Annotated in this window: 17 protein-coding genes; 10 read left to right on the forward strand and 7 right to left on the reverse strand. The window is 66.7% G+C overall.

All coding sequences use genetic code 11. The annotated features are described in order from the left end of the window. The first annotated feature begins 153 nt into the window (after positions 1-153). Together HALKA_RS0114935 and HALKA_RS0114940 are read left to right on the forward strand one after the other, a co-directional pair. Positions 154-1,314: a multicopper oxidase domain-containing protein gene (locus HALKA_RS0114935; protein WP_018258752.1), complete on the forward strand. Its 1,161-nt coding sequence runs from the start codon at positions 154-156 to the stop codon at positions 1,312-1,314. Between the two features lie 145 nt (positions 1,315-1,459). Further along, positions 1,460-2,365 (forward strand): DUF4097 family beta strand repeat-containing protein, encoded by a 906-nt coding sequence (locus HALKA_RS0114940; protein WP_018258753.1) that lies wholly within the window; start codon positions 1,460-1,462, stop codon positions 2,363-2,365. A 106-nt stretch (positions 2,366-2,471) separates the two neighbouring features. Here HALKA_RS0114940 and HALKA_RS19630 read toward each other — a convergent pair whose 3' ends face one another. Beyond that, positions 2,472-4,244 carry a cbb3-type cytochrome c oxidase subunit I gene (locus tag HALKA_RS19630; RefSeq protein ID WP_018258754.1) on the reverse strand — a complete coding sequence of 591 codons (1,773 nt, stop codon included), beginning with the start codon at positions 4,242-4,244 and terminating at the stop codon, positions 2,472-2,474. A gap of 94 nt (positions 4,245-4,338) precedes the next feature. Continuing rightward, on the reverse strand, positions 4,339-4,911 hold the full coding sequence (locus HALKA_RS0114950) for a DUF7998 family protein (RefSeq protein ID WP_018258755.1): 573 nt from the start codon (positions 4,909-4,911) through the stop codon (positions 4,339-4,341). Positions 4,912-4,999: 88 nt separating this feature from the next. Between HALKA_RS0114950 and HALKA_RS0114955 the strand changes: the two genes are divergently transcribed. The 3 genes from HALKA_RS0114955 (at position 5,000) to HALKA_RS0114965 (ending at position 5,970) form a co-directional block, all read left to right on the forward strand. Continuing rightward, the gene (locus tag HALKA_RS0114955) at positions 5,000-5,374 is read left to right on the forward strand and encodes a cupin domain-containing protein (protein WP_026190335.1); all 375 of its coding nucleotides are present in this window, start codon (positions 5,000-5,002) and stop codon (positions 5,372-5,374) included. Between the two features lie 66 nt (positions 5,375-5,440). After that, positions 5,441-5,674, forward strand: coding sequence for a DUF2249 domain-containing protein (locus HALKA_RS0114960; RefSeq protein WP_026190336.1), 234 nt, complete (start codon positions 5,441-5,443; stop codon positions 5,672-5,674). Next, a complete protein-coding gene (locus HALKA_RS0114965) occupies positions 5,671-5,970 on the forward strand; it encodes a cupin domain-containing protein (RefSeq protein ID WP_018258758.1) in 300 nt (99 codons plus the stop codon). Before HALKA_RS0114960 ends, HALKA_RS0114965 begins: the two co-directional genes overlap by 4 nt. A 137-nt stretch (positions 5,971-6,107) precedes the next feature. Here HALKA_RS0114965 and HALKA_RS0114970 read toward each other — a convergent pair whose 3' ends face one another. After that, complete coding sequence (locus tag HALKA_RS0114970; RefSeq protein WP_018258759.1) at positions 6,108-6,407, reverse strand: glutamyl-tRNA reductase; 300 nt, start codon at positions 6,405-6,407, stop codon at positions 6,108-6,110. Further along, positions 6,404-6,664: a DUF2249 domain-containing protein gene (locus HALKA_RS0114975; protein ID WP_018258760.1), complete on the reverse strand. Its 261-nt coding sequence runs from the start codon at positions 6,662-6,664 to the stop codon at positions 6,404-6,406. Before HALKA_RS0114975 ends, HALKA_RS0114970 begins: the two co-directional genes overlap by 4 nt. Positions 6,665-6,752: 88 nt before the next feature. Between HALKA_RS0114975 and HALKA_RS0114980 the strand changes: the two genes are divergently transcribed. Beyond that, on the forward strand, positions 6,753-8,057 hold the full coding sequence (locus HALKA_RS0114980; protein WP_026190337.1) for a hypothetical protein: 1,305 nt from the start codon (positions 6,753-6,755) through the stop codon (positions 8,055-8,057). A 26-nt stretch (positions 8,058-8,083) separates the two neighbouring features. On the opposite strand, the gene HALKA_RS0114985 is transcribed toward HALKA_RS0114980, so the two are convergent. Together HALKA_RS0114985 and HALKA_RS0114990 are read right to left on the reverse strand one after the other, a co-directional pair. Beyond that, positions 8,084-8,416 carry a DUF7521 family protein gene (locus HALKA_RS0114985; protein WP_018258762.1) on the reverse strand — a complete coding sequence of 111 codons (333 nt, stop codon included), beginning with the start codon at positions 8,414-8,416 and terminating at the stop codon, positions 8,084-8,086. Continuing rightward, on the reverse strand, positions 8,413-8,790 hold the full coding sequence (locus tag HALKA_RS0114990) for a winged helix-turn-helix domain-containing protein (protein ID WP_018258763.1): 378 nt from the start codon (positions 8,788-8,790) through the stop codon (positions 8,413-8,415). Before HALKA_RS0114990 ends, HALKA_RS0114985 begins: the two co-directional genes overlap by 4 nt. A gap of 186 nt (positions 8,791-8,976) precedes the next feature. On the opposite strand from HALKA_RS0114990, the gene HALKA_RS0114995 reads away from it, so the two are divergent. Both HALKA_RS0114995 and HALKA_RS0115000 read left to right on the forward strand, forming a co-directional pair. After that, entirely contained in the window at positions 8,977-11,265 is a 2,289-nt protein-coding gene (locus HALKA_RS0114995; RefSeq protein WP_018258764.1) for a nitric-oxide reductase large subunit, read from the forward strand. 125 nt (positions 11,266-11,390) lie between these two features. After that, entirely contained in the window at positions 11,391-12,164 is a 774-nt protein-coding gene (locus HALKA_RS0115000; RefSeq protein WP_018258765.1) for a TraB/GumN family protein, read from the forward strand. Positions 12,165-12,243: 79 nt separating this feature from the next. Here HALKA_RS0115000 and HALKA_RS0115005 read toward each other — a convergent pair whose 3' ends face one another. After that, a complete protein-coding gene (locus HALKA_RS0115005) occupies positions 12,244-12,486 on the reverse strand; it encodes a DUF8593 domain-containing protein (RefSeq protein WP_026190338.1) in 243 nt (80 codons plus the stop codon). A gap of 258 nt (positions 12,487-12,744) precedes the next feature. Here HALKA_RS0115005 and HALKA_RS0115010 point away from each other — a divergent pair, with 258 nt between their 5' ends. Together HALKA_RS0115010 and HALKA_RS0115015 are read left to right on the forward strand one after the other, a co-directional pair. Next, positions 12,745-13,014 carry an Htur_1727 family rSAM-partnered candidate RiPP gene (locus HALKA_RS0115010; RefSeq protein ID WP_018258767.1) on the forward strand — a complete coding sequence of 90 codons (270 nt, stop codon included), beginning with the start codon at positions 12,745-12,747 and terminating at the stop codon, positions 13,012-13,014. Next, complete coding sequence (locus HALKA_RS0115015) at positions 13,011-14,228, forward strand: TIGR04347 family pseudo-SAM/SPASM protein (RefSeq protein WP_018258768.1); 1,218 nt, start codon at positions 13,011-13,013, stop codon at positions 14,226-14,228. The genes HALKA_RS0115010 and HALKA_RS0115015 overlap by 4 nt, the downstream gene beginning before the upstream one ends. Positions 14,229-14,269: the final 41 nt, after the last annotated feature.

Consider the following 14,269-nt stretch of genomic DNA (forward strand, 5'->3'; position numbering starts at 1 on the left):
GTGGCTTCCGGCCAGCTAAATCGCTTTCCATGCGCGCCCGCCGCGCCGCAATCCGTCGACGAATACCGCCGGCCCCTGCATACTCGGGGAGTTTCCATCTGGTGGGAATCCCCGCGGCGGGCTATAAGGGAGTCTTACCTACGACAAAGTGTAATGACTGATCGCATCGGAGCCCCCGGAACGAGTATGAGTCGCCGAGAGTTCGTCGCTGCAACGGGCCTGAGCGGTTCGCTGGCGCTCGCCGGCTGTCAGGCACCCACGTCGTCCTCGAAGGTCTCGACGACGAGCGAAACGGCGACGGAGACCTCGATGGCGAGTCAGTCCGAGTCGCTGCCGACGACGTCGCCGCCGGAGATCGTCAACGTCGACGAGCAGGGCGGCGAGGTCACGATTTCGACCGTCGCCTCGAAGCACATGGTTCACCCCGAGGAGACGATGGGCGGCCCGGTCGAACTGCCGAAGGTGTGGGCGTTCAAGGCCGACGACGGCGATCCCAGCGTCCCAGGTCCGATCCTCCGGACGACCGAGGGTGAAGACATGACGGTGACGCTCGACAACACCGACGCCAACATGCCCCACACGCTGCACTTCCACGGCGTCAAGAAGACCTGGGAGAACGACGGCGTGCCGACGACGACGGGCATCACGGTCAACCCCGGCGAGAAGCACACCTACGAGATCCCGGCCAACGTCCCCGGGACGCACCTCTATCACTGCCACTACCAGACCCAGCGTCACATCGACATGGGGATGTACGGCATCTTCCGCGTCGACCCGAAGGGGTACGAGGAGGCCGACCAGGAGCTGTTCATGACGCTGAAAGACTGGGACTCGACCCTGAACAAGCAGATGGCCGGCATGGACGCCACCTACAGCCCGCGGGACCGCGACCCCGACGTGTTCACGATCAACGGCAAGAGCGCGCCACGGACGCTCCACCCCGAAGACGGCTCGCCGGTCATCGTCTCGCAGGGCGACACGGTCCGCATCCACCTCACCAACAACGGCTACATGAGCCACCCGATGCACACGCACAACCACCGCTTCCGCGTGGTCGAGAAAGACGGGTCGGAGGTCCCCGAGGCCGCGCAGTACGAACAGGACGTGATCAACGTCGCTCCCGCGGAGCGAAAGGCCATCGAGTTCGACGCCGACGCCGACCCCGGCGTCTACCTCATGCACTGCCACAAGGTCAGCCACGCGATGAACGGCAACACCTACCCCGGCGGAATGGTCGGCGGCATCGTCTACGAGGAGGCGATGGACTCGGACATCTTCGCCGAGCTGATGGACTACGCCGGCTACGAAGGCTAACCGCCGGCAACGACGGGCAGCACGCGGATCGCAGTCTGCGTTCGGACACGCGGCGTCGCTGTCGGTCTGGCTCATCGACGGGCACACTTTCGCATTCTGAAGCTGTGGTGGGTGGATTATACTGCTAGCACCGGAACCACCAGGTATGGATTGGTCTCACTCGAACTCGGACGACGTATCGAACACGCCGACTCGACGCCACTTCCTCGCTACTGGCGCTGCCGGCGCGGCGGCGGCGCTCGCGGGCTGTACGATCTCCGGACAACCGGAGCGCGAAACGACGGACGTGGAGTACAGTGTCGGAGGCGTCGATGCAGTAGCTATCGACGGCGACGACGGCGAGACGACCGTCGAGCCCTGGGACGGGGACGAAGTCCGGATTCGGGCGACGAAGTACGCTATCGGCGGGACGGAGTTGAGCGACGTACAGGTCACCAGAAACGTCGACGACGGACGACTCTCGGTCGGCGTGAAGGACACGACAGGTGTCGCGATCGGCACCGTCGGGGGCGGACTCGAATCGCTCACGGTCGAGGTGCCGTCCGGCGTCCGAGTCGGGGAGCTCACAATCGACGACGGCGACGCGACCATCGGCGACGTGGCCGGAGACCTCGCGCTCTCGGTCGACGACGGCACCGCCGAGGTCGGCCCGCTCGACGGCGGTGTTCAGATCGACGCGGACGACGGCGACATCGAAGTCGGTGCGGTCGACAGCGTCGCGGGGAAGGTCGACGACGGCGGCATCTCGGCGACCGAGGCGACAACGATCGGCGACGTCGAGGCCGACGACGGCGACCTCGACCTCGCCGTCGCGAACGTCGACGGCCCGGCGACCGTCAGCGCCGACGACGGTGACGTGACGCTCCGACTCTCTCCGTCCCTGGATCTCTCGGTTACCGCCCGCAGCGACAACGGGACGGTCACGGTCTCGGACGGCGTGCTAGACGAGGTCGAGAGCGGCGAGGAGGGGACGCGCGGACAAATCGGTGCGGGAACCGATCAGCTGACAGTCGAGGTCGACGACGGCTCGGTCACGCTCGAAGCGCTGTAACGCGTCGGCCGCGACGAACCCGTCTCATACGGGCGGTTGTAGGAATGTACCGGTGATCGTCGCCACGGAGTAGACGATCACCGGTAAGCAACTACAATAAACCGTATTAGTCGCCGTCGTCGGACCGCAACTCCGACGAGGCTCCGCTCACTTCGCTCTCGGAGCCGCCGTCGGTCAGCGCGGGCAGTCGCTCGGACGCGAACCACTCGAACTCGCGGGCTCGCATGCCGTCGCGGTCGAGGTTCCACGGGTCGTTGCTGGTCACTCGCGGCCCTTCGAGCCACGAGGTGACGACGTTCCAGAGGAAGAGGAGCTGGCCGACGACGAGCAGGACGACGCCCAGCGTCGCGATCTGGTGGAGCAGCGTGAACAGGTCGATCGGACCGACGGCCACGTCGTAGGTCGCGTACCGCCGGGGCATCCCGGCGTAGCCCAGCAGGATCATCGGGAAGAAGGTGATGTTGGTCCCGATCATCGTGAGCCAGAAGTGGGCTTTGGCGAGCGTGCGCTGGTACCAGCGGCCGGTGTAGATAGGGAACCAGTAGTAGATCCCGGCGAACACCGCGAAGGCGATCCCGCCCATGATGACGTAGTGGAAGTGGGCGACGACCTGGTATGTGTCGTGCAACAGGAGGTCGACGGGGATCGCCGCCTCGAAGACGCCGGTCACCCCGCCGATGACGAAGTTGGCGATGAAGCCGACACAGAAGAGAAACGGTGCGGTCAGCCGCAGGCGGCCGTTCCACATCGTCGCCATCCAGTTGAACGTCTTGACCGCGCTGGGGATCGCGATCGAGATCGTGATCGCCATGAACGCGCCCCGCAGCCGCGGGTCCATCCCGGTCGCGAACATGTGGTGTGCCCAGACGCCAAAGGAGAGGACCCCCAGCGCCAGCGTCGAGTAGACGACGAACTTGAAGCCGAACAGCTTCCGACCGCAAAACTTCGGGAGGATGTAGCTGATCAGCCCCATCGGCGGGAGCACGAGGATGTACACCTCGGGGTGGCCGAAGAACCAGAACAGGTGTTGCCACAACAGCGTCCCGCCGCCGTCGCCGATCGCGAAGAAGGTCGTCCCCAGGTTGCGATCGAGCAGCAACATTACGAGGGCGCTGCCCAGCAGGGGGAACGCAAAGAGGATCTGGCCGGACTGGACCAGCACCGTCCAGCTGAAGATGTCGAGGTTGGCCCAGTCGATGTCCTCACCCTGTTCGGTGAAGATGGTCGCGATGAAGTTGATCGCACCCATCGTCGCGGAGACGCCGGTCAGGTGCAGCCCCAGGATCATCAGGTCGATCGCGGGGCTTGGCTGATCCAGCGACAGCGGCGTGTAAATCGTCCAGGCCGTCTGTGCGGGTGCGATGCCGGGGATGAAGAAGCCGGCCCAGATCAGGACCGCCCCGAAGGGCAACAGCCAGAACGCGATCGCGTTGATCCGCGGGAACGCCATGTCGTCGGCCCCGATCAACAGCGGGACGAAGTAGTTCGAGAACGCGGCCAGGATCGGCGTCCCGAACAGGAACAGCATTGTGATCCCGTGGCTGGTCAGGAGCGCGTTGTACATCGCCGGCTGGAGGACGTTCGAGGTTGGGGTGACCAGCTCGAACCGCATCAACACGACTGCCACGCCGCCCCAGGCGAAGGCCAGCACGGCGAAGGTCCCGTAGAGCAGTCCGATGTCTTTGTGGTCGACCGTCGTGAGCCAGCGAGTCAGTCCGCCGGGCTTCTCGCCGTGGTGTGCCGTCTCGTCGACCGTCCCGCCACCGCCGCCGACGGCCGGCGTGTACGAGCGCCAGTTCTCCAGCCTCGTTACGACCGCGGCCGCACCGGCCACCAGTGCGACCATCACTGTCGTCAGGACGAGCTGCGTTGCTGCCATTGGGGGCCGGTTTCGCCGCTCGCTACGTCGGCGTTACTCCGAACACGTTCGTGCGAGCCTTGACGGTCGTTCGCACACCTCACTGTCGCGCCACCTAGAACGGGGTGTCGAACCCGCCCTCGTCGACAACGTCGTCGGCCGCCGTGGCGTCGCCCGCGTCGATATCGGAGGGGATCTCGCCGGCCTCTCGGAACACCGTTTCGAGTTCCCGTAGCTTCGCGTTGATCGTCGCACTCTGGTGGTGCATCGGATCGACCCGGACCCGCACGAGGTCGTACTCGTGGGACTCGCGACAGCCGTTCCAGGCCCGGAACGCGCCGACGGTCAGCGTGTCGCTCTGTGGACAGAACTCGGTCGTCGGGGCGAACTCCGCCCGGAGGACGCGCTCGCCGTCCGTCTCGGTCTCGCGGGCGTACCGAAAGCCCGAATCGGGATGTCGCCGGTCGAGGTTCAGCCGCGCGAGGTTGTAGCCGAAGGTCATGTCGATGACGCCGCGACGCTCGAAGAGCGTCCGCGTCGCCCGGTGGAAGGCGGCGTGTTCGCGGCCGGTCAGGACCGCGCCGTCGAGGAACGGTCCCGGTTCCGGGAGGTGTTCGGGGGCGAACTCGTCGTAGTCGTCGTACTCGGGGCCCTCACCGTCGCGAGCGAATCCGGAGAGGAGACTCATACGTCAGCGTTGGGCCGCCAGCCCGCTGTGGTTGCTGGCGAACACGTTCGGGCAAACCCAGACCGCGGTCCCGGCCGATCTATCGTTCGTGACCGCAACGTCGATCGACGCCGAACGACGCTACGACGACGCACAGTTCTCCGCACAGACGATCCACGAGACCGAGCGCCAGAAGGTCGTCCTGGGATACTTCGAGCCGGGACAGTTCATCCCCGTCCACGCGCCCGACAGCGACGTGGCGATCACGGTCGTGTCGGGGTCGGGCGTGATCCGCGACGGCGAGAGCGACCACGCGGCCGAGCCCGGGAGCGTCGCCGTCGTGCCCGCAGGGACGGAACGCGGGGTGAAAGCCGACGACGGCGAGCGACTGGAGGCGACGCTCGTCACCGCGCCGCCGCCGACCGACGCCGAACACGAGCCGGTGCGTCGGGGCCTCCAGACGGGGCAGTTCGACCCGGACTGATATCGCCGCTCTGGCCGAACACGTTCGGCCAAAGTCCCTCCCGCTCGTGGCCACTACCGTCGACCGATGCCAGCCGAAACACTCGATCTGCGCGAGGTACCGCCGCCACAGCGCCACCCCATGATCCACGAGGCGTTCCAGACCCTCGACAGCGGCGAGGCCCTGGAGATCGTCAACGACCACGAACCGAAGCCGCTGTTCTACGAGTTCCAGGCGGAGGTCGAGGCCTTCGACGCGGCGGGGTACTCCTGTGAGGAGCGCGACGACGGCAACTACGTCGCCCGGCTCCCGAAAGCATGAGCGACACCGAACTGGTCTCGCTGGACGACCTCGACGACGGCCGGGCGACGCTGTTCGAGCACGAACCCCACACTGTCCGGCTCAGCCTCGCGGCCGACGAGGGCGTCCCGGTCCACCAACATCCCGACCGCCAGATCGTCTTTCACCAGCTCTCGGGGGAGCTGGATCTCCACCTCGGTGACGAGGTCGTGTCACTGACGGCCGGCGACGTGGTCCGGTTCGACGGCGACCAGGACATCGCTCCCCGGGCCCGGACCGACAGCGAGGCGCTGTTGATCCTCGCGTCTTCGGCCTGAACCTCGGTTCGACCGTCCCCGGCCTCACCCCTCCAGTTCTCGCCGCGAACGCACTCATACGGACGGTTGTAGGCGTTTACCCAGTCGACCGCACGACGGCGTGCGATCGATCTGGTAAAGACCTACAACTTTCCGTATCACCGACTGCCAGAGAACAGCTTCAGGGCGGCCGCCAGCGTCTCGTCGTCGCCGTCGCCCGCGGCCCGTTCGAGTTGCGCTTCCGGGACTGCCAGGAGCCGTTCGACGAGGCGGTCGCCGAGTCGCTCCACGGCGTCGCGCTCGCGTTCCGACAGCTCCAGCTCCGACAGCGCTCGCTCGACCTGGCGGTCGCGGACGGACTCGCCGCGCTCTCTGATCCGGTCGATCGCCGCGTTCTCCGCCGACCGGGTGGCGTCGCCCCCGGGTTCGCGGTCCGGCTCGGTCAGGTAGTCGGTCATGCCTTCCAGATCGTCGTCGCGGTCACGTCGTCGCCCTCGACGGTGTCGTAGGCGAAGCCGCGGTCGTCGAGTTTCGGGTACAGGAACTCCGGCGCGCGATCGTTGAACTGGACGACGACCTCGTCGTCGTCGATCTCTGCCAGGGTTTCGAGGGTGGTTTGCAGTGGCTTCGGCGGGCCCAGCGAACGTACGTCGAGTTCGCGGATCGGTGCGTCGTCGGGTGCGTCGGTCGTCTGCAGGGCCTCGGTCGCGTCCATGCGTGAACAGACGGCTGCTCCCGAAGCAACCGTTGTCCCGAACGTGTTCGGCCACACCGACAGCACGCTGGCGGACGAACGGACGGGTATGAGCGTCATTCCGGCCGCCATCGACGAGTCGAGCGGTCCGCCGACTGCGATCCCGCTCGCCCACTTCCTCGTGGCACTGGCGTACCTGGTCGCGGGAGTGGCGACTGCCGCGGTGACGACCGGCTGGGCGGGGCAGGTCGCTCACGTCCACCTGTTCGTCGCGGGCTGGATCTGTCTGACCATCCTCGGGGCGATGACGCAGTTCGTCCCGGTCTGGTCGGGCGTCTCCCTGCACTCCAGACGGCTGGCGGTCCTCCAGTTGCCCCTCGCGGGGCTCGGGTTCGCCGGCCTGGCCGCTGGCTTCCTCACGGGCGCGCTCGGGCTGCTCCCGATCGCTGGCGTGCTCGCGGTCGCCGGTGTCTGGCTCTTCGCCTACAATCTCGCCCGGACGCTCGCCGGGGCCCGTCCCTTCGATGCCACGGAGTCACACTTCGTCGTCGCCGTCGGCTGGTTCGTGGTCGTGCCCACGCTGGGGATGGTGCTGGCGGTCGACTTCGCCGCGAGCGCGCTCCCCGCTGTAGGCCTCACCCACGCGACCGTCCGCTCGGCCCACGCGACGGCGGCGATCTTCGGTGCCGTGCTCACGACGGTGCTCGGGGCGCTCTACCAGCTGGCGACGATGTTCACCCAGACCGAACTCGGTCCGATCGAGCGGCGCTTCCAGCGGATCGAAACGTTCGCGTACCCCGTCGGCGTGGCGGCGCTCGTCGCGGGCCGGCTGTTCGGCGTCGCACCGATCGCCCGCGCTGGCGGGGTGGTCGTCGCCCTCTCAGTGCTGGGCATCGCCGTCGTCGTCGCCAACAGGCTCCGCCAGACCCGCGTCGAGTGGACGCCGATGCTCACCCGCTACGGACTCGCGGCAGCGGGGCTGGGCGCGTGGGCGGTCGCGGCACTGGTCGGCTGGTCGCGGAACGCGCTCGGGACGGCCGTCACCTTCGGCGGCCCGGCGACGGGCCCGCTGTTACTGGCCGGCGGTCTGGCCTTCGTCGTCCTCGGAACGCTGTACCACATCGTTCCGTTTCTCGTGTGGGTCGACCGCTACAGCGATCAGGTCGGCCTCGAACCGGTGCCGATGGTCGACGACCTCTATCTCGACCGGCTGGCGGTCGTCGACGGCGTCGCCTACACCGCCGGGATCGCGCTGGTCGTCCTCGGTTCGGTCGCTCCCGACCTCCTCCCGTCGCCCGCGATCACTGCGGGCTGGGGACTGGCGGCCCTGGGCGCACTCGCCTTCGCGGCGAACCTGCTGCTGGTCGTCGTCGAACACGGCGACTACTCCGTCGGGACCCTCGTCAGCGCGTGAACGGTTCGCTCACGCCAACTGCGAGGTCAGTCGACGTACAGCGAGTAGAGGATGATGGCGAAGGCGACCGTCGTCAGGAGGCTCTGGACGAAGACACTGACCACGAGCCAGTCCTGGAAGCCGCTCTCGGGGAGCCACGCGAGACGAGCCAGGATCCTGGGGACGAAGATGTCGATCACGCCCCCGATCAACGCCCCAAATGTCATTATCCCGAACCCCCACGAGAGGGCCTGTAACTCTCTGGCGCTCGTTCGCTGGTAGGCCCGATAGGAGTAGTACGTAATCAGCCCACCGAGGATGAGCGTGAGCGTCTTCGTCGCGACGATACCGACCTGTGAACTGGGGACATGTGGGCTCATGTTTCTTTTCTGACCTCCGACCAGAGGTTTTCGAGGCGTTCGTCCGGCGTCCGAGGCCGGTGAGAGATCTCGACTTCGAACGTCCGGTCGTCGTCCAGCGAGATGACGACGTCTTCGAAGCTGATCGCGTAGCGGCTGGCGTGTTGTCCGTCGGGACGCACCTCGACGCCCTCGTGGAGCAGCGACGCCTCCGTCAGCAGTTCGAGCTTCCGGTAGGTCGTCGATAGCGGTACGCCGCTTTCCTCCGCGATCTCGCTGGCTGTCATCGGTTCTTCCAGGACGCTGACAATCGCCCGACAGTCCTCGTCGTCCAGCGCGTCGAGCACGTCCTCTAGCGCCGGCGACAACTCGTCTTCGAACGGGTCCCGGACCATCCGTGACAGAATCTCACCTGTGGAGGGGTAAAACAGCACCGACACGGACTGACGAGTTCGGCCGTCATACTGCGGCTCTTGTCGGTATCGCCGCCGCCCGCGCCGACGGTGAACATGTTCGCCCCGTCGCCCGGTGCTGAGAACCCGACGCGGATTGATGTAGGGAGTCGGCCAATCGCCACCTGTATGCAAGTACAACGTGCGACGATCGCGAAGATCATCGCGGTGGTCTTCGTGTTCAATCTGATCGTCATGGGCGGTGGTGCCTGGCTCGCGTACCAGTCGGCACCGCCGATTCCCGACGAAGTCGTCGGACCCGACGGCGACACGATCGTGACCGGACAGGAGATCAGAGACGGCAAGAAGGCGTTCCAGAAGGACGGGCTGATGAACCACGGCTCGATCCTGGGCAACGGTGCGTACTACGGGCAGGACTACACTGCGGACACGCTGGACCTGAAGGTCCAGCACATGCGGGACTACTACGCCCAGAAGCGCCACGACAGCGCGTACGAGGCCCTCGAAAGCGACGAGCAGGCCGCCGTCGCCGACGTGGTCGAGCGGGACCTCGACGGCGAGTACGGCGGGGGCCCGATCGAGTACTCCGCGGCGGAGGCCTACGCCCACGAGCAGGTCCGCCAGGAGTACGTCGAACGCTACCACGAGGGCGACCACGAGCGCGGCGTGCCCGTCGACATGATCGACAGCGAGGAGGCGGCCCGCCAGTTCGCGGACTTCGCGCTGTGGACGGCGTGGTTCTCCCACACCGACCGACCGGACGGCGACCACTCCTACACGAACGACTGGCCCTTCCAGCCCGGTGCCGGTAACGACGCGACGGCGGCGGCGATGACCTGGAGCGTCATCGCGATGGTCCTGCTGGTCGCTGGGGCCGGCTTCGGCGTCTGGCTGTACAAGTCGATCTCGCTCCCCGAACCGTCCGCGAAGGGAATTTCCGTCCCCGAACCCGGCGACGTGAAGGTGTTCCCCAGCCAGCGGGCCGCCTTGCGATTCGTGCCGGTCGCCGCCGGGCTCTTCCTGGCACAGGTGTTACTGGGGGGATTACTGGCGCACTTCTACATCGAGCGAGCCGGCTTCTTCGGCGTCGAAGAGATATTCGGCGTCCACATCCTCCAGCTCCTCCCCTTCGCCATCGCCAAGACCTGGCACATCGATCTGGGGATCCTCTGGATCGCCGCGACGTGGCTCGGGGCCGGACTGTTCCTCCCGCCGCTGCTGACGGGCCACGAGCCGGATCGCCAGTCGACGTACGTCAACGGGCTGTTGGCGGCGATCGTCGTGGTCGTCGTCGGCGGTCTCGGCGGGATCTGGCTCGGCTCCAAGGGGTACATCGACGGCGGCCTCTGGTGGATCCTGGGCAACGAGGGCCTGGAGTACCTCGAAGTCGGGAAGCTCTGGCAGTTCGGCATCCTCGCGGGCTTTCTCATCTGGGCCGTCCTCTCGGTTCGGGGCCTGAAGCCGCTGCTCGATAGGGAACCCAGCTACGGGCTCGCACACATGATCCTCTATGCCGGCGGCTCCATCGCCCTCCTGTTTACCGCGGGCTTTCTCTTTACCCCGGACACCAACATCGCCGTCACGGAGTTCTGGCGCTGGTGGGTCGTCCACATGTGGGTCGAAGGGGCCTTCGAGTTCTTCATCGTCGCCATCATCGGGCTGACGCTGGTGTCGATGAACCTCCTGAAGCGCCGCAGCGCCGAGAAGGCGGTCATGCTCCAGGCGCTGCTGGTGATGTCGACCGGCGTCATCGGCGTCTCCCATCACTACTGGTGGATCGGGATGCCCGACATCTGGGTACCCATCGGGAGCGTCTTTTCGACGCTGGAGCTGATCCCGCTGGTGTTCATCCTCTACGAGGCACTGAGCCAGTACCGCGCTATGACCGGGGCCGGCGAGAGCTTCCCCTACCGGCTCCCGTTCATGTTCATCATCGCCAGCGGCGTCTGGAACTTCGTCGGCGCTGGGGTGCTGGGCTTTTTCATCAACCTTCCGTTGATCAACTACTACGAGCACGGCACCTACCTCACCGTCGGTCACGCCCACGCCGCGATGTTCGGGGCCTTCGGCTTCCTCGCGCTGGGGATGGTCACGTACATGCTCCAGATCGCCATCGAACCCGACCGCTGGGACGGCACCTGGCTTCGCTACGCCTTCTGGTGCTGGAACGTCGGGCTGGCGCTGATGGTGTTCGTCTCCGTGCTGCCGGTCGGCTTCCTCCAGCTGGAGGCGATCTTCACCGGGAGCTACGCGGCCGGCCGGAGCCTACCGTTCTACAACCAGCCGCTCGTCCAGACCCTCTTCTGGGCCCGTCTGCCCGGCGACACGCTGATGGTCCTGGGGACGGTCATCTACGCGGCCGACATCGTCCGCAAGCGATTCGTCCTCCGAGAGACTGCGGAGGACCCGGACGTCGACGACGTCGCCGTCGCGAAAGGCGTCCTCGACGACGACTAACCGCGCGCTGCCGCCGCTCTTTCGCGCGCCCGGCAGGGTTTCGCACGCCGCCTCGGTACGATCTCTCTACTGACAGGATAAGCAAGGGTTAAACCGGTCGAAAGCATACGGATGCTAACCCTTCGATGACCACCGACGATCTCGGGGCCGTTCCCGAGTCGCCCGACGCACTGCTTGCCGACCCCCGCATTCGTACCGATCACTTCCGTCTCCTCGAAGATCCGGACGGAGCCGTCCTCCTGATCGGCGTCGTCCACGACCACCCTGCCAGCGTCTACCGTGTCGACAGCGCGATCCGGGCGCTCGATCCCGACACGGTCGCGGTCGAACTCCCGCCGCTCGCGCTTCCCCTGTTCGAAGCGGGCGGCGAGGGAGAGATGAGCGCTGCACTCGCCGCGACCGACGCCGATAGCGCGGCGATCGACGCTCACGGCCCCCGGTTCCTGGCGGCGCTGGTCGACGAGATCCGCGACCGCTCGCCCGACCGTGAGACGCTCGGTCGAATCGCCTCCAACGCGATCACAGTCGGCCGGCAGGCACTGTCCTGTCGTCTCGCGAGCGTCTTCGGTCGCGATCGGTTCCCGACGCCGCTGGCCGACGGGGGGATCGACCTCGACGTCGAGCGGCCGGGCGATCCCGCGACCGTCGCCGAACACGAACGCCGACACCTCTCGCGGAGCTTCTCGGTCCTGCGAGCCTTCGAGCGCCCGGCGGCCGACGAGATCGCCGACGCCGCTCGCGAGCGCACGATGGCGCGGGCGTTGGCCGGAACCGACGGGACCGCAGTCGCCGTCGTCGGCTTCGAACACCTCGACGGGATCGTCGCGGAACTGCGGGATCGCGGAGCCACGTCGCTGTCCGTCGACGCCGGGACTCTGTGCGAGTACGCGGAAAAATAGCGGTCCGGAACACGACCGGGAGGGCAGTAGCAGCGTCACCGGCTACTGCGATGGGGGGTTCACTGGGATCCGAGTGTAATCAGGGATTGCGCTTGATATGCACCTCGTCGTCCGATATCTGGGACACTTCCGAGTGATTGAGCTCGTACACGTCTTCGCTGTCCGATGTCCAGCCCAGTTTGCTCCGGATGCTCTGGTTCAGTGAGGACTCGGGCTTGACGTGTGCGTTGCTCCCTTTGATGTCTTCGATCGTACCGACCATATCGCCGTCGGCTGTCAGTACGTTCTTGCCTCTGTCTTCGGCCATGAAGTCTCGTGGCATGGTAAACCGCCGTCCCGGGGTCGCCGGGCGGCAACCGTTGAGTGACACCAGCCCGCATTAAGTATAAATTCGTTATTTTCCCAGCTCTCCTCTCGATATCTGTCCCTTTTCGCCGCTCCGCTGACCGTCTCATACCGCCGATCCTACCGATCGTAGGATCGGCTTTTCGCCGTCCGTCTCCCGAACCGGTGCGTCCCCGTTCCCAGCCGGTGGGAACGCGGTCCCCCGGTTTTGTGGGTCAGAGCGTAACCGTCGGGTATGCCAGACGACCCCCTGTCAGTCACCGTCGACGAACCGCGGGACGCTGTCTCTCGGGAGTGGGAACTGTTCGTCCGCGAGCACGAGTCGGACCCGCTCACGCACGCGGGCAGCGTCAGCGCGCCGTCGGCCGACATCGCCCGCGAACAGGCTCGGCAGCTGTTCGACTGGAGCGCCGAGGCGCTGTGGCTCTGTCCCGCCGAGGCGGTCGAGCGGTGCCAGGCCGAGCGTGCCTCGGCCGTCGCCGCCACGGAGGTCGACGAGGCGTGATCTCCGTCAGCAAACTCCTCTGTGACCTCGACGCAGAGGGCGACGGGCTGCGCTACGACGCGGCCGAGGACTCTCGGAAAGAACAGATCCGCGACCGCAAGCAGCGCCGGCCGGTCGTCGTCTGGAACGTCACCAAGCAGTGCAACCTCTACTGTGACCACTGCTACGCCGCCGCCGACACCGAGGTCGCAGACGGCGAGCTGTCGACGGCCGAGGGGAAGGCGATGCTCGACGGGCTGGCCGACTACGGCGTCCCCGTCGTCCTCTTCTCGGGCGGCGAACCGCTCGTTCGGGACGACCTCGAAGAGCTGATCGCCTACGCCGACGACCTGGGCGTTCGTCCGGTGCTCTCGACCAACGGCACGCTCATCACCGAGGACCGGGCCCGCTCGCTCCGGGACGCCGGTCTGAAGTACGCCGGGGTCTCCGTCGACGGGCTCCCCGAGCGCAACGACGCCTTCCGCGGGAAAGAGGGCGCGTTCGACGCCGCCGTTCGAGGGATCCGCAACTCCCTGGACGCGGGCCTCAAGACCGGCCTGCGGTACACGATCACAGAACGCAACGCGCCGGACCTCACGGGCGTCGTCGACTTGCTCAGCGACAAAGGGCTCGATCGCTTCTGCTTCTATCACCTCGACTACGGCGGGCGGGGGACGGAGATCCTCGACACCGACCTGACGCCCGAACAGCGCCGCGACGCCGTCGAGACGGTCTGTGACATGACCCGGGACTACCACGAGCGCGGCGAGGAGATCGAGACGCTGCTGGTCGGCAACTACGCCGACGCCGCTTACATCGTCGAGTACGCGCGCGAACACTACGGCGAGGCCAAGGCCCGCACCGTCTACGAGTACCTCCGGACCAACGGCGGCGATCCCACGGGCGAACGGGTCGCCGACGTGGACTACCAGGGCAACGTCCATCTCACGCAGTTCTGGCAGAACTACTCGCTTGGCAACGTCCGGGACCGCTCCTTCGGCGCGATCTGGGAGGACGAGTCGAATCCCCTGCTCTCGGCGCTCCGGGACCGCGAGTCCCGCCTGACCGGGAAGTGCGCCGACTGTGCGTACAAGGCGGTCTGCCGCGGGGGCTCCCGCCTGCGCGCGCTGACCGTCGAGGACGACCTCTTCGCCCCCGATCCGCAGTGTTACCTCACCGACGAGGAGATCCAGACGCCACCGCCGACGCGACCCGACACGGGGACGGCGGACTGACAGCGAGACACCGTCGCGCGACGCGTGGCCGCTGGCCGCGA

The sequence above is a fragment of the Halomicrobium katesii DSM 19301 genome (genome assembly GCF_000379085.1).
Taxonomy (GTDB): Archaea; Halobacteriota; Halobacteria; order Halobacteriales; family Haloarculaceae; genus Halomicrobium; species Halomicrobium katesii.